Origin of the sequence: Saccharothrix sp. NPDC042600 (genome assembly GCF_040647305.1) — a bacterium.
Taxonomy (GTDB): Bacteria; Actinomycetota; Actinomycetes; order Mycobacteriales; family Pseudonocardiaceae; genus Actinosynnema; species Actinosynnema mutabilis.
This window is the reverse complement of sequence record NZ_JBEZBW010000018.1, coordinates 1-17,848: the sequence shown is the minus strand read 5'-3', so window position 1 is coordinate 17,848 and position 17,848 is coordinate 1. Positions and strand designations below refer to the sequence as shown.

The 17,848-nt window shown below is 74.5% G+C and carries 16 protein-coding genes; 4 read left to right on the top strand and 12 right to left on the bottom strand.

The window, feature by feature from the left end; translation table 11 throughout:
- The 3 genes from AB0A74_RS14740 to AB0A74_RS14730 all read right to left on the bottom strand — a co-directional run.
- The coding region (locus AB0A74_RS14740; RefSeq protein ID WP_358249667.1) for a sigma factor at positions 1-343 on the bottom strand (343 nt) is incomplete at its 3' end.
- An 87-nt stretch (positions 344-430) separates the two neighbouring features.
- Complete coding sequence (locus AB0A74_RS14735) at positions 431-793, bottom strand: VOC family protein (protein ID WP_358249665.1); 363 nt, start codon at positions 791-793, stop codon at positions 431-433.
- Positions 794-842: 49 nt separating this feature from the next.
- A complete protein-coding gene (locus tag AB0A74_RS14730) occupies positions 843-1,817 on the bottom strand; it encodes a hypothetical protein (protein ID WP_358249556.1) in 975 nt (324 codons plus the stop codon).
- Between the two features lie 153 nt (positions 1,818-1,970).
- Here AB0A74_RS14730 and AB0A74_RS14725 point away from each other — a divergent pair, with 153 nt between their 5' ends.
- Positions 1,971-2,378: a VOC family protein gene (locus AB0A74_RS14725; protein ID WP_358249555.1), complete on the top strand. Its 408-nt coding sequence runs from the start codon at positions 1,971-1,973 to the stop codon at positions 2,376-2,378.
- Positions 2,379-2,386: 8 nt separating this feature from the next.
- Here the strand turns inward: AB0A74_RS14725 and AB0A74_RS14720 are convergent, their stop codons facing one another.
- Complete coding sequence (locus tag AB0A74_RS14720; protein WP_358249553.1) at positions 2,387-3,553, bottom strand: sigma-70 family RNA polymerase sigma factor; 1,167 nt, start codon at positions 3,551-3,553, stop codon at positions 2,387-2,389.
- Complete coding sequence (locus AB0A74_RS14715; RefSeq protein ID WP_358249551.1) at positions 3,550-3,921, bottom strand: YciI family protein; 372 nt, start codon at positions 3,919-3,921, stop codon at positions 3,550-3,552. Before AB0A74_RS14715 ends, AB0A74_RS14720 begins: the two co-directional genes overlap by 4 nt.
- A 99-nt stretch (positions 3,922-4,020) precedes the next feature.
- On the opposite strand from AB0A74_RS14715, the gene AB0A74_RS14710 reads away from it, so the two are divergent.
- Complete coding sequence (locus AB0A74_RS14710) at positions 4,021-4,440, top strand: nuclear transport factor 2 family protein (RefSeq protein ID WP_358249550.1); 420 nt, start codon at positions 4,021-4,023, stop codon at positions 4,438-4,440.
- Here AB0A74_RS14710 and AB0A74_RS14705 read toward each other — a convergent pair.
- Entirely contained in the window at positions 4,430-5,821 is a 1,392-nt protein-coding gene (locus AB0A74_RS14705; protein WP_358249548.1) for a PLP-dependent aminotransferase family protein, read from the bottom strand. The two genes, AB0A74_RS14710 and AB0A74_RS14705, sit on opposite strands and share 11 nt — an antisense overlap.
- A 47-nt stretch (positions 5,822-5,868) precedes the next feature.
- Here AB0A74_RS14705 and AB0A74_RS14700 point away from each other — a divergent pair, with 47 nt between their 5' ends.
- The gene (locus AB0A74_RS14700; protein WP_358249547.1) at positions 5,869-6,612 is read left to right on the top strand and encodes an isocitrate lyase/phosphoenolpyruvate mutase family protein; all 744 of its coding nucleotides are present in this window, start codon (positions 5,869-5,871) and stop codon (positions 6,610-6,612) included.
- An 85-nt stretch (positions 6,613-6,697) separates the two neighbouring features.
- Entirely contained in the window at positions 6,698-10,600 is a 3,903-nt protein-coding gene (gene hrpA, locus AB0A74_RS14695; protein WP_358249545.1) for an ATP-dependent RNA helicase HrpA, read from the top strand.
- A gap of 11 nt (positions 10,601-10,611) precedes the next feature.
- On the opposite strand, the gene AB0A74_RS14690 is transcribed toward hrpA, so the two are convergent.
- The 6 genes from AB0A74_RS14690 to AB0A74_RS14665 all read right to left on the bottom strand — a co-directional run.
- Positions 10,612-11,283, bottom strand: coding sequence for an FHA domain-containing protein (locus tag AB0A74_RS14690; protein ID WP_358249543.1), 672 nt, complete (start codon positions 11,281-11,283; stop codon positions 10,612-10,614).
- 4 nt (positions 11,284-11,287) lie between these two features.
- A complete protein-coding gene (locus AB0A74_RS14685; RefSeq protein ID WP_358249541.1) occupies positions 11,288-12,565 on the bottom strand; it encodes a VWA domain-containing protein in 1,278 nt (425 codons plus the stop codon).
- Positions 12,555-13,526 carry a protein phosphatase 2C domain-containing protein gene (locus tag AB0A74_RS14680; RefSeq protein WP_358249539.1) on the bottom strand — a complete coding sequence of 324 codons (972 nt, stop codon included), beginning with the start codon at positions 13,524-13,526 and terminating at the stop codon, positions 12,555-12,557. Before AB0A74_RS14680 ends, AB0A74_RS14685 begins: the two co-directional genes overlap by 11 nt.
- Positions 13,527-13,588: 62 nt before the next feature.
- Positions 13,589-15,931 carry a tetratricopeptide repeat protein gene (locus tag AB0A74_RS14675; RefSeq protein ID WP_358249537.1) on the bottom strand — a complete coding sequence of 781 codons (2,343 nt, stop codon included), beginning with the start codon at positions 15,929-15,931 and terminating at the stop codon, positions 13,589-13,591.
- Entirely contained in the window at positions 15,928-17,004 is a 1,077-nt protein-coding gene (locus AB0A74_RS14670; RefSeq protein ID WP_358249535.1) for a hypothetical protein, read from the bottom strand. Before AB0A74_RS14670 ends, AB0A74_RS14675 begins: the two co-directional genes overlap by 4 nt.
- 2 nt (positions 17,005-17,006) lie before the next feature.
- On the bottom strand, positions 17,007-17,848 hold an 842-nt coding region (locus AB0A74_RS14665; protein WP_358249534.1), incomplete at its 5' end, for a glutamate ABC transporter substrate-binding protein.

Sequence of the window (17,848 nt, the reverse complement as noted above, 5' to 3'; positions counted from 1 at the left end):
GGTGTCGGCCGCGGTGGTGTCGGTGTCGGCCGCGGTGGTGTCGGTGTCGGCCGCGGTGGTGTCGGTGTCGGCCGCGGTGGTGTCGGTGTCGGCCGGGTGTGTCGGGGCTCGCGGTGCGGTGGTGGCGCCAGGTGAGGCGACCGCGGCGGTGGGCCGTGCGGGCGCCGTTGACGACCGCGACGCGCAGGTGGCCGGCGGCGGTCGTGGGGTCGAGCGTGGCGCGTTTGCGGTGGGTGTTGAGGAAGGCGTCCTGGACGACGTCCTCGGCTTGGGCGCGGTCACCGAGGAGGAGCGCGGCGAGGCGTAGCAGGCCCGGCCGTTCGCGCCGGTGCAGCTCGGCCATCGCGTCGTCGGCGGTCAACGACACCTGCTCCCCCTCGGTGTGTGCGGTTCTGCCTGGTACACGCTCGGGGGTGGGTGGGGGTTGACGTCAGGTGCGGATCCAGAGGCAGAACGGGTGGCCGGCGGGGTCCAGGAGCACGCGGACGTCGTCCTGGGGTTGGAAGTCGGCGAGGGTGGCGCCCAGTTCCTCGGCGCGGTGGCGGGCGGTGTCGAGGTCGTCCACCTCGATGTCCAGGTGCAGCTGCATCTGCTGGTCGCCGGGTCCGGCGGGCCAGGTGGGGCGGGCGTGTCGTCGCTCGGTCTGGAAGGACAGGCCCGCGCCGCCGCCGGGTGGGCGGACGGTGACCCAGTCGGGTTCGTCGGTGACCACGGGCCAGCCGAGGAGTTCGCTGTAGAAGCGGGCCAGTGCCCTCGGGTCGGGGGTGTCCAGGACGGTCGCGGTCAGTTCGATCACCCGTCCAGTGTCGCGGGGGTGCGGGCGGCTCGCACGGCTGTGGCGGTCACGGCGCGGTGTGGCGCAGGACGTGCACGCCGGCCGCGGTCTTGAGGTAGGCCCAGGTGGTGGTGCCGTCGGTGGCCAGGCCGACGTGGGAGGCGGAGGTGCGGGCCAGGTCGTCGGGCAGGGGGTGTTCGGTCCAGTCCTCGCCGGTCCAGTGGTGGTAGGCGGGGCGGGTCTCGAAGGTGGCCCGGGTGGCGCGCACGCCCCAGGTCCAGCGGGCGGCGACGCCGTGGAGGCTGAGGCGGTCGGGGTCGGTGGGTGGTGGGACGGGGTGCCAGCGGTCGCCGTCGAAGTGGTGGATCTGCAGGCCGTCGGTGTCGCGGGCGTGGGCGAGCCAGACGTCGTGGGGGCCGTCGGCGGCGAGGGCGGCGATGTGGCCGTGGTCGAGGCGGGGGCCGTGCAGGTCGTTCCAGGTGGTGCCGTCCCAGTGGACGAGGACGGGGTACTCGTAGGTGGCGGGGCCGGCTCCGGTGAGGCCGCCGCCGCCGGCCCAGACGTCGTCGGGTCCGCCGGCGGTGATGGTGTGGAGGGTTTCGCGGGCGGAGGTCAGGACGGTGTCGCGGGTCCAGGTGGCGCCGTTCCAGTGGAGGGTGTCGGCGCCGGTGCCGACGATGTGGACGTCGTCGGGGGTGATGGCGGTGACGGCTTTGGCCCAGGGGATGCGGGGTGTGGTGACGGTGTGCCAGCGGGTGCCGTCGTAGTGCAGGACCAGGGGGTGGCCGGCGGTGTTGCCGACGGCCCAGACGTCGTCGGGGGCGGCGGCGGAGATGGCGGCGAGGCTGGCGGGGGTGGGCAGTTCGGGGAGGGGTTCCTCGGTCCAGTCGAGGCCGGTCCAGCGCAGGACGAGGGGGGTGGAGGGGCGGCTGGTGAACACGCCGGTGGTGCCGGCGAGCCAGGCGTGGTCGTCGCGGGTCATGGCCAGGTCGGCCAGTGCGGTGCTGGGTGGGAGTGCGGGCACCGGCACGGGACGGAACAAAGTCGTGTCTCCCCCTCGATGGTCCCCCGACGCATCGACGTGACCACCTCACCGAGAGTGAGGCCGGTTCGCTATCCGCCGAACGGCGGTTTGTGGTCGTGGCGGGGTGATCGAGGGCGGTGGTCGTCCTGGTTGGGCGGGAGGGTTTCGGGCATGACTTCTTTGCACGTGTACCTGGGGTACCGGGACGCCGGTGCGGCGATCGACTGGTTGGGGCGGGCGTTCGGGTTCGAGACGACGATGCGGTTCCCGGACGAGCGGGGCGGGGTGGCGCACGCGGAGTTGAGGTTGGGTGGTGCGGCGCTGATGGTGTTCTCCGATCACGACGGGTGTTCGCGCCCGCCGCGGCGGGGGGACACGTCGGGGCAGGGCGCGTACCTGGCGGTGGCGGACGCCGGGGAGGTGGACGCGCTGTTCGGGCGGGCGGTGGCGGAGGGTGCGGTGCCGGTGTGGGAGCCGTCGGGCACGGAGTGGGGGAACCACCGGTTCCGGGTGGTGGACCCGGAGGGGTTCGAGTGGACGTTCGGGACGCACCGGCCGGGGTTGCCCGCCGAGTGGTGATCGGATGATCAGGTCCGCCGGGCGCGGGTTTCGAGGTAGCGGCGTTCGGGGAGGCTCCGGGTGAGGGCGGCGGCCCGTGCGTAGTGCGTGCGGGCCTCGTCGTGGTGGCCGGCGAGGTCGAGCAGGTGGGCGCGGACGGCGTGGGCGCGGTGGTGGTCGGTCAGGGCGGGGTCGTGCGCGGCCCGGTCGAGGGCGGTCAGGGCGGTGTCGGGGCCGTGGACCATGGCGGTGGCGACGATGCGGTTGAGGGTGACCATGGGGCCCGGGGTGATGCTGTTGAGCAGGTCGTAGAGGGTGAGGATCTGGGGCCAGTCGGTGTCGGCGGCGGTGGGGGCTTCGGCGTGCACGGCGGCGATGGCGGCTTGGAGTTGGTAGGGGCCGATGGGGTGGGTGGCCAGGGCGTGGCGGACCAGGGCGGTGCCCTCGGCGATGGCGTCGTGGTCCCAGCGGGTGCGGTCCTGGTCGGCCAGGGGGACCAGGGCGCCGTCGGGGGTGGTGCGGGCGGGGCGGCGGGCGTCGGTGAGCAGCATGAGGGCGAGCAGGCCGTCGGTTTCGCCGTCGTGGGGCAGCAGGCGGGTCAGGCGGATGGCTTCGGTGGTGAGGTCGACGCGGTTGAGGTGGGTGCCGGAGCTGGCGGTGTGGCCTTCGGTGAAGATCAGGTAGAGGACGTGGCGGACGGCGTCGTGGTCGTCGGGTCGGGTGAAGCCGTTGCCCTTGATCTTGGCCTTGGCGCGGCTGATGCGTTGGGCGATGGTGGTTTCGGGGACCAGGAAGGCGCGGGCGATCTCGGCGGTGGTCAGGCCGCCGACGGCGCGCAGGGTGAGGGCGACCCGGGAGGGTGGGGTCAGGGCGGGGTGGCAGCACAGTTCGAACAGGGTGAGGGTGTCGTCGACGCCGAGGGGTGGGTCGGGGTCGGGTGGGGTGAGGGTGGCGGCGGTGTGTTCGCGGCGGGTGCGGGCGGTGTCCTGGCGCCAGGTCTCGATGCGGCGGCGGGAGGCGACGGTGACCAGCCACGCCTTGGGGTTGTCGGGGACGCCGTTGGTCGGCCACTGGGTGGTGGCGGCGAGCAGGGCTTCCTGGACGGCGTCCTCGCAGTCGGCGAAGTCGCCGTGGTGGCGGACGAGGATGGCGAGGACCTGGGGCGCGAGGTCGCGCAGGAGGGTTTCGAGGGTCACTGGAGGAAGTCGCCGAGGGTCATGACGGGGCGGACCTCGACCAGGCCGAGCCGGGCTTCGGGGACGCGCCAGGCGATCTCGACGGCGCGGTCGATGTTCTCGACGTCGACCAGGTAGAACCCGGCGAGCAGTTCCTTGGCCTCGGCGAAGGGGCCGTCGGTGGTGGTCTTCTGGCCGTCGCGGACGACCAGGCGCTTGGTCTGGGCGTGGTCGGCGAGGGCTTCGCTGACGACGAGTTCGCCGGAGTCGGCGAGGTCTTCGTCGAGGCGCTGGTAGTCCTCCAGGCCGCGGGCGCGTTCCTCTGCGGGCAGGTTGTCCCAGATGGCGCGGGATTCGGGGTTGCCGTAGATGAGGATGACGTACTTCACGGATTTCCTCCCCGGGTCGTGTCGAGAACTCGGGTCCAGCTTCTACGTCCGGGGTGAGCGGTGCCCGTCGGGGGTGCCGGTGCGTGACGGGAGCGGGACGTGCGGGAGATCGAGGAGCTGGTGGCGCGGCGGGCGGCGGCGGTGCGGGCGGGGGACGCGGAGGCGTTGGCGGCGGACTACCTGCCGGAGGCGGTGGCGTTCACGATGGCGCCGCCGTTGGCGCACCGCGGGTTGACCGACCCGGGGTCGTTGCGGGAGTGGTTCGCGACGTTCGCGAGCGCGGTGGACTACGAGGTGCGGGAGTTGGCGGTGGTGGCGGAGGGGGACGTGGCGTTCTGCCACAGCCTCAACCGGATGTCGGCGTTGCCGCAGGGCTACCCGGAGCGGTTCGACCTGTGGTTCCGGTCGACGGTGTGCCTGCGGCGGGTGGCGGGGGTGTGGCGGATCGCGCACGAGCACACCTCGGTGCCGTTCCACATGGACGGGTCGTTCTCGGCGGCGGTGGGGCTCACGCCGTGATCCGGCGGGTGGCGAGGGCGCGGGTGAGGGCGGCCAGGGCGGGTCGCCAGGCGTGTTCGGCGGGGGTGCCGTAGCCGACGATGACGCCGCCCGGGCGGCCTTCGGGGTCGTGCCAGTGGTCGCGCAGGCCGCCGAGGGCGAGGCCTTCGGCGGTCGCGGCGGCCAGGACGGCGGTCTCGTCGGGGTGGGGGACCACGGCGTGCAGGCCGGCGGACACGCCGAGGGCGGTGTGGCCGTCGAGCGCGGCGAGCAGGTGGTCGCGGCGGCGGCGGTAGCGCAGGCGGCAGGCGCGGATGTGCCGGTCGTAGGCGTGGCTGGTGATCAGGTCGGCCAGGGCGAGCTGGGTGGGCGCGGCGGTGATGAGGTCGGTGTGGCGGCGGGCCTCGACGACGGGTTCGACCAGGCGCGGCGGCAGGACCAGCCAGCCCAGCCGGACGCCGGGGCCGAGGGTCTTGGAGGCGCTGCCGGCGTAGACGACGTGGTCGGGGGCGGTGCCCTGGACGGCGCCGAGGGGTTGGCGGTCGTAGCGGAACTCGCCGTCGTAGTCGTCCTCGACCACGATCGCGCCGGTGTCGCGGGCCCAGTCGACCAGGGCGTGGCGGCGGGTGGGGTGCAGGGGGACGCCGGTGGGGTACTGGTGGGCGGGGGTGACGACGGCGGCGGCCACGTGGTCGGGGAAGGAGTGCGCGCCGTCGTCGTCCACGGGCAGGGGTACGACGGTGCGGCCGGCGCGGCGCACGACGTCGCGGTGGAACGGCAGCCCGGGGTCCTCCATGGCGACCGGCCCGTCCAGCACGCTCGCCAGCAGCGCCAGGCCGTGGACGTAGCCGCAGGTGACGACGATGTTCGTGGGGTCGGCGTGCACGCCGCGGGTGCGGCCGAGGTATTCGGCGAGGGCGTGGCGCAGGCCGGGCAGGCCGCGGGGGTCGCCGTAGCTGTGGACGGTGGCGGGTGCGGCGAGCAGGGCGCGGCGGGTGGCGCGCAGCCAGGCGGTGGTGGGGAAGGTGGTGACGTCGGGGCAGCCCGGTCGCAGGTCCAGGCGGGGTGCGGTGGTGTCGGGGCCCGCGGCGGGGGTGGTGGGGCCGGGGGTCGCGGATTCGGGGGTCGCGGATTCGGGGAGGGTGGCGACGCGGGTGCCGGCGCCGCGGCGGGCGGTCAGGTAGCCCTCGGCGACGAGTTGGTCGTAGGCGGCGGCGACGGTGTTGCGGGCCAGGCCCAGTTCGACGGCGAGGCGGCGGGTGGCGGGCAGGCGGGCGCCGGGGGCCAGGCGGCCGGCGCGGATGGCGTCGCGCAGGGCGTGCTCCAGGCCGGTGCGGCGGCCGGTGCCCGGGTCGAGGTCCAGGTGGAGGTCCACGCCGGAAGTGGCCCACGGTTGTGACACGGGATTGGACCTTAGCAAGGTGCCAACGGGTGCCTAGGGTGTCGCGCATGATCACCCGCGAGGAGAAGGCGTCGGTGCTGCGCGCCCTGCACGTGCCCGGGACGCCGGTCGTGCTGCCGAACGTGTGGGACGCCGCGTCGGCGAAGGTGGTGGCGGCCCGGTTCCCGGCGGTCGCGACGGCGAGCGCGGCGGTGTCGGCGGCGCTGGGCTACGGCGACGGCGAGGGCATGCCCGCCGAGGAGGCGTTCGCGGCGGTGGCCCGCGTGGCGCGGGCGGTGGACGTGCCGGTCACCGCGGACATCGAACGCGGCTACCGGCTCGACCCGGCGCAGATCGCCGCACGCCTGGCGGACGCGGGCGCGGTGGGCTGCAACCTGGAGGACTCCGAACCCGCCACCGAGGAGATGGTCGACCTGGCCGCGCAGGTCGAGTTCCTGGGCGCGGTGCGCGCCGCCGACCCGCACGTGGTCATCAACGCCCGCGTGGACGTGTTCGTGCACGGCGGCCGCGACGTCGAGGAGGGCGTGGCGCGGGCGCGGGCGTACCTGGCCGCGGGCGCGGACTGCGTGTACCCGATCGGGTTGCCCGCGGACCGGGTCGAGGAGTTCTGCCGGGCGGTGGGCGGGCCGGTGAACGTCGCCCACACCCCCGACGGGCCGACCCCGGCGCGGCTGGGCGGGCTGGGGGTCGCGCGGGTCAGCTTCGGGCCCGGCCTGCAGCGGGTGCTGCTGGCGAAGCTGGAGGGCCTGGTGGACGCCGTCCACGACGGGGGCTCGCCGTACCGGCGGTAGGGGCGCGCGCCACCGGTGCGGCGGGGGTCCGGGCGGATAATCGAGCAGACCCGCCCGGACCCGCACCTCTATCCTGATCGGCAGCATGAACACCACCGCGCACCCCGACCTGCACCGACGCCTGTCCGACCTGATGACCCGGGACCAGCGGCGGCTGCGCCGCAGGCTGGAGGGCGCGCGCAAGGTCCGCGACGAGAAGGCGCGCGCCGCCGTGCACGCCGAGATCGCCGCCGAGGTCGAGCAGGCCGAGCTGCGCGTGGCGCTGCGCCGCGAAGCCGTGCCGAAGATCACCTACCCGGCCGAGCTGCCGGTGTCGGCGCGCAAGGACGACATCGCCGCGCTGATCCGCGACCACCAGGTGGTGATCGTCGCCGGCGAGACCGGGTCGGGCAAGACCACCCAGATCCCGAAGATCTGCCTGGAGCTGGGGCGGGGCGTGCTCGGCCAGATCGGCCACACCCAGCCGCGGCGGCTCGCGGCGCGCACGGTCGCCGAGCGGGTGGCGCAGGAGCTGGGCACCGAGCTGGGCTCGGCGGTGGGGTTCAAGGTCCGGTTCACCGACCAGTCCGGTGACGACACGCTGGTCAAGCTGATGACCGACGGCATCCTGCTGGCCGAGATCCAGACCGACCGGATGCTGTCCCGCTACGACACGATCATCATCGACGAGGCGCACGAGCGCAGCCTCAACGTGGACTTCCTGCTGGGCTACCTCAAGCAGCTGCTGCCCCGCCGCCCGGACCTCAAGGTCGTGATCACCTCCGCCACGATCGACCCGGAGCGGTTCTCGCGGCACTTCGGCGACGCGCCGATCATCGAGGTCTCCGGCCGCACCTACCCGGTCGAGGTCCGGTACCGCCCGGTCGTGGACCCGGACGACCCCGACGCCGACCCGGACCGCGACCAGACCCAGGCCATCTGCGACGCGGTGCGCGAACTCCAGGCCGAGGGGCCCGGCGACGTGCTGGTGTTCCTGTCCGGCGAACGGGAGATCCGCGACACCGCCGACGCGCTCGCCGCGCTGGAGCTGCCCTCCACCGAGATCCTGCCGCTGTACGCGCGGCTGTCCTTCGGCGAGCAGCACCGCGTGTTCCAGCCGCACCGGGGCCGGCGGGTGGTGCTGGCGACCAACGTCGCGGAGACGTCGCTGACCGTGCCGGGCATCAAGTACGTGGTCGATCCGGGCACCGCGCGCATCTCCCGCTACAGCAACCGGCTCAAGGTGCAGCGGCTGCCCATCGAACCGGTGTCGCAGGCGTCGGCCAACCAGCGCAAGGGCCGCTGCGGGCGCGTGTCGGAGGGCATCTGCGTCCGCCTCTACAGCGAGGACGACTTCGACGCGCGCCCGGAGTTCACCGACCCGGAGATCCTGCGCACCAACCTCGCCTCGGTCATCCTGCAGATGACCGCGATCGGCCTGGGCGACATCGCGGCGTTCCCGTTCATCGACCCGCCCGACGCGCGCAACATCAACGACGGCGTGCAGCTGCTCCAGGAGCTGGGCGCGATCGTGCCCGGCGAGCAGAAGCTCACCCCGTTGGGCCGCAAGCTCGCCCAGCTCCCCGTCGACCCGCGCCTGGCGCGGATGGTGCTGGAGGCCGACCGCAACGGCTGCGTCCGCGAGGTCATGGTCATCGCCGCCGCGCTGTCCATCCAGGACCCGCGGGAACGCCCGTCGGACAAGCAGCAGGCCGCCGACGAGCTGCACGCCCGGTTCAGGGACCCGGAGTCGGACTTCCTGGCCTACCTGAACCTGTGGACCCACCTGCGCGAGCAGCAGAAGGCGCTGTCGTCCAACCAGTTCCGCAGGCTGTGCCGCAACGAGTTCCTCAACTACCTGCGCGTGCGCGAGTGGCAGGACATCTACCAGCAGCTGCGGCAGGTCGCGAAGACCCTGGGCGTGCACGTCAACGAGCAGCCCGCCGACCCGCGCGGCATCCACGTCTCGCTGCTGTCGGGCCTGTTGTCCCACATCGGCGTCAAGGACGTGCTCAAGCGCGAACCGGGCAAGCGGCAGGCCACCGAGTACCTGGGCGCCCGCAACGCGAAGTTCGCGATCTTCCCCGGCTCCGCCCTGTTCCGCAAACCACCCCAGTGGGTGATGGCCGCCGAACTGGTCGAGACCTCCCGGCTGTGGGGCCGCATCGTCGCCCGCATCGAACCCGAGTGGGCCGAGAAGCTCGCCGAGCACCTGGTCAAGCGCACCTACAGCGAACCGGCGTGGGACGCCAAGCGCGGCGCGGTGATGGCGCTGGAGAAGGTGACGCTGTACGGGGTGCCGATCGTCGCCGGGCGGCGGGTCAACTACGGGCGCATCGACCCGGAGGCGTCCCGCGAGCTGTTCATCCGGCACGCCCTGGTGCAGGGGGAGTGGACCACCCACCACAAGTTCTTCCACCACAACCGGGCGTTGCTGGAGGAGGTCGCCGAGCTGGAGAACCGGGCGCGGCGGCGCGACATCGTCGTGGACGACGAGGTGCTGTTCGACTTCTACGACCAGCGCGTCGGCGCGGAGGTCGTGTCCGCCCGGCACTTCGACACGTGGTGGAAGAAGACCCGCCCCGCCCAGCCGGAGCTGTTGACCTTCGACAAGGCGATGCTGGTCAACGACCGCGCCGAGGTCGAACCCGACGCCTACCCCGACCAGCTCACCCGCGGCGGGCTGACCCTGCCGCTGTCCTACCGGTTCGAGCCGGGCGCGGCCGTGGACGGCGTCACCGTGCGGCTGCCGCTGCCCGCGTTGACCGCGCTGCCCGACGACTCGCTGTCCTGGCAGGTGCCGGGGATGCGCACGGACCTGGTGGTCGCGCTGATCCGGTCGCTGCCCAAGACGATCCGGCGCAACTTCGTGCCCGTGCCCGACGTCGCCGCCGCCGCCCTGACCGGCATCAGCCCCGACGAACCCCTGCTGCCGGCCCTGGAACGCCAGCTCACCAAGCTCACCGGCGTGATCGTGACGCGCGAGGACTGGCAGCTCGACCAGGTCCCCGAACACCTCAAGCTCACCTTCCAGGTCGTGGACGAGCAGGACCGCGCCCTCGCGCAGGGCAAGGACCTCGCGGCGCTCAAGCGGCAACTGCGCGGCCGGCTGCGCGAGTCCCTGGCCGCCGCCGCGGCGAGCCTGACCCGCACCGGCATCACCAGCTGGGACTTCGACGCGCTGCCCCGCACGGTGCGGGAGGAGCAGTCCGGCATCACCGTCACCGCCTACCCCGCGCTGGTCGACAAGGGCGACAGCGTCGCCATCGAGATCCTCGACACCCCCGGCCGCCAGGCCCACGCCATGCGCGCCGGCACCCGCCGCCTGCTGCTGCTCACCGTGCCCTCACCGGTGAAGATGCTGCAACGCGGCCTGACCAACGCCGAGAAGCTCACGCTCACCCGCAACCCGCACGGCGGCGTGGCCAACCTCCTCGCCGACTGCATCTCCGCCGCCGTGGACCACCTGGTCACCTCCGCCGGCGGCCCGGCGTGGGACGCGCGCGGCTTCGCCCGGCTGACCGACTACGTCCGCAAGTACCTGGGCGAGACGGTGTTCGAGGTGGTCCGCGAGGTCCGCAACGTCCTGGACGCCGCCCAGGACGCGGAACTGCGCCTGTCCGGCATCAAGGGCAGCGCCTACGAGGACTCCCTGGCCGACGTCCGCGCCCAGCTCAGGGGCCTGGTGCACCAGGGTTTCGTCACCGCCGCGGGAGCGGCGCGCCTGTCCGACACGCACCGCTACCTGCAGGGCATCTCCCGCCGCCTGGAGAAGCTGCCCACCAACCTCGCCCGCGACCGCGAGTGGATGGACCGCGTGCACGAGGTCCACGCCGAGTACCGGGACCTGCGCGCGGCCCTGCCCGCCGACGAGCCGCAGCCGGAGCTGGACGAGGTGCGGTGGATGATCGAGGAGCTGCGGCTGAGCTACTTCGCCCAGACCATCCCGACCCGGGGCAGCGTGTCGGACAAACGCGTCTTCAAGGCCCTGGACGCCGTCCCCCGCTGACTTCGTCGCGTTCAGGGCGTGCGGCGCAGGGTGATCGTGGTCCACGCGCCCACGTGGATCCGGTCGCCGTCGGCCAGCGGGCGCGGGGTGTTGGGGCGCAACGGGTTCGGCTCGTCGTTCACGGTCGTGCCGTTGGTCGAGCCGAGGTCCACCACCGACCAGCCGTCGCCGGTCGGGACCAGCAGGGCGTGGCTGTGCGAGACGCCGGGGTCCTCGGGCGGGCCGACCAGGTCCACGGTGGGGAAGATGCCGCGCGACCGGCTGCGGCGGCCGATCGTGACCTGCGGGCCGACCAGGTCGAAGCGGCGCGGCGGGCAGAACGGCGGGAAGTCCAGGGCGGTCGCGTCCGGGCCGCCGTCCTCGACCACGCGGTCGAAGTAGGCGCGATCGGCCTCGACCGTGACGTGCCACCGCTCGGCCGATCCCGCCGGGGCCGGTTCGGGCTGGGCCGATGCCGGCCGGACCGGGTCGGGCCGGGGCGGAGTGGGCGGCGGGGTCAGGGAGTCGTGGCCGCAGTCCTCGCAGAAGCGGCCCACCCGGGGCGCTCCGCAGGCCGCGCACGTGTCCCCGGGCTCGGGCGCCGGTGGCGTGACGGGCGCGGGCGGCGGGTCGGCGATGGCCGTGCCGCACACGTCGCAGTAGTCGTCGGTGGCCGAGGTGTGGCCGGACGGGCAGGTCGCCATCGCGTCAGCCCTTCCCGACCCGGCGGGTCACCGTCGAGCGGGTGTCCAGGGTCATCTCGTCCGCGTCGGCCACCCGCGAGCGCAGCCGCACCGTCCCCGTCGCCGGGTCCTGCACCTCCACGACCTTCGCCAGCAGCTTCGCCGTGTCCGTGCTGCCCGACTCGTGCGCGAGCTTCACCGCCCGCCCCAACCGCGCGGTCGCGGTCTCCGCGTCGCCGGCCTTGCGCGCCTCCAAGCCCTCCTGGATCGCCGACGCCAGCTCCGCCTGCCCGGTGTAGTGCGCGACCTCCGCGCTGATCCGCGTGGACAGCGCCGTGTCGTCGGTCCACACCGCCAGCACCCGGCCCTGCCCCAGCACCGCACCGTCGGCCGACACCAGGCTCGCCCGCGCCGCCAGCATCCGGTCGCCGACCTTCGCGGGCTTCACCCGCACGCACAGGTGGTAGTCGCGGCTCTCGCCGCCGGCCCACGCGCCGGTCGGGTAGTCCCCGGTGCGCACCCCGGACTCGGCGCGCCGGCCGGTCAGGTCCCGCAACCCCGGCGCGGCCTGCTTGAGGAACACCACCTCCGCGCCCTCCGGCGTCCACAGCCGCAGCGACACGTCGGCCACCGCCTTGCCCATCGCCGCCGCCGTCATCGCCCGGAAGTCCTCGGCCAGCCCCGCCGGGTCGGCCACGATGTCCACCGTCCCCAGCATCGCCTCGGAGATCCGCCGCAGCTCCGCGACCTCCCAGTCCGTGCCCACGCCGCGGCAGTCCACGGTGAACCGGCCCGCGACCCGGTCCAGCGCGCGGGTCAGCCGCTCGGGCGTCTCGTGCTGGTTCTGCCCGTCGGTCAACAGGATCGCGTGCCGCAACCCCGCGTGCCCGGCCAGCACCCGGTCGGCCAGCAGCAGCCACCGGCCCATCGCCGTGCCGCCGTCCGCGCGTAGCCGCGCCACCGCCTGCTTGGCCGCCGTCCGCGTCCGCGGCGACGCCGCCACCAACCCCGCCCCCGGCGGGTAGACCACCTCCGCCTCGTCCGTGCCGCGCAGCACCGCGAACAGCACCCCGTCGCGCAGCGTGTCGATCGCGACCTCGGTGGCCTGCTTCGCCGCCGCGAGCTTGGTCGGCGGGTACCGCATCGACCCGGACGTGTCGACGATCAGCACCTCCGCCGCGTCCCCGACCGCGGCCGGCGCGGCGGTCCCCGTCGCCGACACCGTCAGGATCGCGTTGACCTCGGCCGCCCCCTCGGGCAGGTACTCGTTCTGGAACACCTCGACGGCGAAATCAAGCGCCATGCCCACCCCGCAGCGTCACGACCACGACCGTGATGTTGTCGTGGCCACCGGCCTTCAACGCGACCTCCACCAGCTCCCGCGCCACCTCCACCGGCGGCACCCCGCGCGGCATCGCCGCCAGCAGGTCCTCCGGCTCGGGCAGGTAGTTCCACAGCCCGTCGCTGCACAGCACCAGCACCCCCGGCGTCTCCACCCGGAAGGTCACCGACTGCGGGCCGTCGAGCCCCGAGTCCGCGCCTAGCCACCGCGACAGCACGTGCGCCCGCCGGTCGGTCAGCGCCTCCTCCTCGGTCAGCACCCCCTCGGCGACCAGCTGCGCCGCCCACGTGTCGTCGGTGGTCAGCCGCGCCGCGCCCGCCTCGGCCACCAGGTAGGCGCGCGAGTCGCCCACCCAGCCCACGGTCGCGGTGTCGTCGGCCACCACCGCCGAGACGAACGTGCACGACGGCGCCACCTCCTCCGCGCCCGGCCGCGCCAGCCGCGCCACCGCCGCGTCCGCCGCCAGCACCGCGTCCCGCGTCGCCGCCTCCGGGTCCGCGCCCGACTGCACCGCGGTCAGCAGCACGTCCACCGCCGTGTCCACCGCGACCTGCGACGCCTGCTCCGCGCGTTCGGAGGACGCCACCCCGTCGCACACCACCGCCGCGACCCCGCGCCCCCGGACCCGGCCGAACGCCATCGAGTCCTCGTTGCGCTGCCGCCGCCTGCCCCGGTCGCTGACCCCGGCCAGCCCCGGCAGCACGAACTCCACCCGGTCGCGCGCCGACGGCCGCGCCCGGCCGCAGTCACCGCAGAACCCGTCCGCGTCGAACCCGGCGGCGCCGCCGCACGCGCACCGCGCCACGGCCTCCGGGCCGCCCACGACGGTGCGCTGCACGCGCAGGTTGCGCCCGCACTCCTCGCAGAAGCGGTCCTGCGGCGACACCGCCGCCGCGCACTCCGGGCAGGTCTCCATGCTCATTCGGTGCTCATCTCGGGGATCATCGGTCGGTTCGGGTTCGGACGGGCGGGCCGCCGGGGGCGTCACACGAGCGTCCTGGGTCTGACCTCGTTGGCGCGGTCCACCAGCGCGATCCGCTCCTCCGGCGTGTCGGCCAGCCGCGCGAGCTGCCGGTAGGCCCGCTCCAGGCCCAGCCGCAGCCCCCGCTCGCTGAACTCGCAGCCCAGCAGCCGGTCGTCGGGCGGGCGGGAACCGTTGCGCGGCAACGACTCCAGCGCCGTGCGCAGCAACTCCGCGGTCAGCCCGACCCGGCGCGCCACGTCCAGCTCCAACCCGGACAGGCGGGCGCCCGCGGCGACCACGTCGGCCGGCCCGCCCCCGGCCAGCGCCCGCACCGCCGCCACCTGCGCCGCCACGTGGTGGCTGGAGGTCTCCGGCACCGAGTGCAGCACCGCCACCGCGGACTCCCGGTCACCGGCCGCCAACAACACCCGCGCCAACCCGAACGCGGCGCTGACGTAGGCGTGGTCGGTGCGCCACACCACCCGGTAGCACGCCTGTGCCGCCGCCCGGTCCCCGGCCAGCTCCGCCGCGACCGCCACCGCCAGCTTCGGCGCCGCCTCGCCCGGCAGCACGTCGCACACCTGCTCGAACCGCTCCCGCGCCGCCGCGGCGTCCCCGCCGACCAGCGCCGCCAACCCCCGGTACCAGCCCGGCCGCCAGTCGCCCGGCGCCGGGGCCCGCGGGTCGTCGGGGTCGAACAGCGGCGGCGACTCCAGCTCGTCCAGCTCCGCCACCGCCTCGGCCACCCGGTCGGCCTCGATCAACGCCCGCACCACCTGCAACCGCACCTCCACGGTCGTCACCGGCGCCGCCCGCAGCGCCGTGACGAGCTGGTCCGGGTCGCCGGTGGTCGCGGTGGCCAGGAACCCCGCCGCCGGGTCCGCGGTGTCCACCTGCGGCACCGGCAGGCACCCCGCCACCGCGCACGCCCCCGGCGCGCCCTCGGTGCCGAACGCCCGCCGCTCCGGCGTGAACTGCCGCGACACCCCCGGCCGCGGCACCTCGTCCTGCTGCGCCAACACCTCCCGCAGCACCCCGGTCAGCTGCTCGGCCATGTCCTCGGCGGAGGCGAACCGCTGCTCCGGGTCGCGGTGGGTGGCCCGGAGCAGGAAGCGGCGGAACGAGTCGTGCCGGCGCAGCACCGGCTGGTCCTCGGGCAGCGACTCCTTGTGCCTGCCGCGGAAGTCGAACTGGAAGCTCATCACCGCCAGCGCCCGGCCCACCGTGTAGAGGTCGGAGGCCACCGACGGGCCGATCGTGCCGATCTCGGGGGCCTGGTAGCCGATCGTGCCGTAGATGGGGGAGTGGCGGTCGTCCACGCGGCGCACCGCGCCCAGGTCGATCAGCTTGAGCTGCTCCTCGGTCTGGATCACGTTGTCCGGCTTGAAGTCGCAGTAGAGCAGGCCCACGCCGTGCAGGTAGCCCAACGCGGGCAGCACCTCCAGCGCGTAGGCGATCGCCTGCGCCACCGGCAGCGACTCCGACCCGGTGCCGGCCGCCCGCATCGACTTGATCATGTCCTTGACCGACGTGCCGCCGACGTACTCCATCACGATGTAGTCGACCAGCTCGCCGGTGGCGCGGTCGGCGTGCCGCACGAAGTTGTGGATCTTGACGATGTTCGGGTGCTCGACCTCGGCCAGGAACCGGCGCTCGGCCATCGCGGCGGCCATCGCGTCGGCGTCCCCGGAGTCCAGCAGGCCCTTGAGCACCACCCACCGGTCGCTCACGGCGTGGTCGGCGGCCAGGTAGATCCAGCCCAGCCCGCCGTGCGCGAGGCACCCCAGCACCTCGTACTGCTCGTGCAGCACCTCGCCGGGTTCGAGCTTGGGCGTGAAGGAGAAGTGGTGGCCGCAGTGCGGGCAGAACCCCTCCACCCGGCCCGGCCGCCCGTCCCGGCCCCGCCCGACCTCCTTGCCGCAGGAGGAGCAGAACCGCTTCGCCTCGGGCACCTCGGGGTCGGCCAGCACGGCCGTCTTCGGGTCCCGGTAGGGCACCCGCGGCACCTCCACCAGCCCCGCGCCCAACCGGCCGCGCCCCGAGGACCGGGTGGACAACGGCCGCGACCGCCCCGCCGACGCCGTCGAGGCGGACCAGGGCGCGGTGCCCGGCCCGGAGTCGAAGTCGGGCACGGCGGCCGCGGTCCCCGACGACCCCGCGCCGACCGACCCGCCACGCCCCGATCCACCGCGCACCGACCCGCCGCGCGCGCCGGCCGGCGCGGGAGCCGGGGCGGTGTCGGGCAGCACGGGGGCTTCCAGGCCGCAGCGGTCGCAGAAGCCGTCGTCCTCGATGCGCCCGCCGCACCCGGTCCGCGGACACGTCCTCATCACACCGGCCGCCGGCCCGTCGAGCGTGCTCATCGCGCCCCCTCCGTGCGGTCCAGCACCCCGCGCTGGTAGCGGGCCACCGCCACCGTCGCCGCCCGCAGGTCGCACGGCGTCCCGTCCAGCGCCGCCCGCGCCGCCCGGTGCAGCGCCGACAGCTCCGCGTCCTCCCCGTGCCCCCGGGCGCCGGCCTTGGCGCGGTAGGCGTCCAGGCGTCCGCGCAGCTCGGCGCGGCGCGCCAGCGACCCGGACAGGTGCTCCAGCACCGCCCGGACCCGGTCCGCCACGGCCCGCGCCGCCGACTCCACCCGCTCCACCTCCGCCTCGCGTACCTCAGGGAAACGCACCCGCAGCGCCTCCAGTGCCCCGCGCGGCCCGGAAACTTCCGGCACGTCCGGGTGATCGCCGACGATCTTGCCGACCACCTCCCGCCGCACCGCGAGCGCCTCCCCGCGCAGCGCGTCCGCCTCGGCCAACCGCCGCGCCACCGCCTCGACCCGCGCGGCGAACCCCGCGTGCAGGTCCGCCTCCTCCGCCACCCGGCGCGCCAGCTCGGCCAGGCCCGGGTCGGGCTCCAGCGGGTCGGACACCGCCCGGTCGTGCGCGGCGGCCAGCTCCCGGCGCAACCGCTCGACCCGCGTCCCGCCCAGCCCCGCCAGGCGGCGCTCCAGCGGGTCGAGCACCGCCAGCCGCGCCGACCACGCCCGGTGGACCTCCTCGAACAACGCGGTCACCTCGGCGTAGTGCGCCTTCATCCGCGCCACCAGCTCCGCCACGGTCACCCGCTCGGCCGCCACCGCCGGCGAGGTCAACGTCCGCACCGGCACCGCCGCCGACAGCACCACTTCGGGGCCGGTCAACAGCCGCGCCAGCACCGCCTGGTCACTGGTGGCGCGCACGTCGTCCAGGAACGACCGGTAGGTGTCGAACCACTCCCACAGCACGACCACCGCCGCCTCGGCCCCCGCCCACCGCGCGGCCGTCGCGCCGGTCACGCCCGAGCCGCGCAGCAGCAGGTGCCCCGGGTGGTCCTCCATGGCCAGCAGCGCCTGGGCCACCCGGTCGCTCTCCGCCAGCAGCCGCGCCACCTCCGCGCCGGTGTCCACCACGGTCAGTCCCGGTACTTCGCGACCGGCGGCGCGGGCGGCTCGCCCAGCCACCGCCGGTGGACCTGCGCCCACGTGCCGTCCGCGCGCAGCCGCTCCAGCAGGGCGTTGACGAACCGGACGAAGTCCTCCGACGCCTTGGGCACCGCCATCCCGTAGGGCTCGGCGGTGAACTGCGGCCCGACGACCTTCGTGTACGGGTCCTGCGCGGCGAACCCGGCCAGGATCGTGTCGTCGGTGGAGATCGCGTCCACCTGGCCCTGTTGCAGCATCACCAGGCAGTCGGTCCAGTTCGGCACCTCCACCGCGATCGGCCGCGACGGCGCGTTGGCCACGTTCACCAGCGACGAAGACCCCCTGGTCGCGCACACCTTCTTCCCGCCCAGCGACTCGATCCCGGTCGCGTCGGAGGAGGAGGGCACCAGCACCCGCTGCCCGGCCTGGTAGTAGACGGTGGAGAAGTTCACCTTCTGCCACCGCTCGCAGTTGATCGTCATGGTGCGCACGACGATGTCCACTTCGCCGCGCTCCAAGGTCGGGATGCGCTGCTCGGAGGTCAACACCTTGAACTGGATCTTCTCCGGGTCGCCGAACAGCGCCCGCGCGACCTCCCGCGCCATGTCGACGTCGAAGCCCTCCAGCTGCCCGGAGAACGGGTTGCGGAACCCCATCAGGTAGGTGTTCTGGTCCACCCCGACCCGCAGCCGGCCGTTGCGGACGATCCGCTCCATCGTCGACCCGGCCGGCATCTGCCCCGCCGCCGGCAACGGCCCCTGCGGGCGCAGGCTGGCCGTGGCGTCGCACGAGGGCACCGCCGCCGACGCCGAACTGGGCGGCGCGGTCAGCT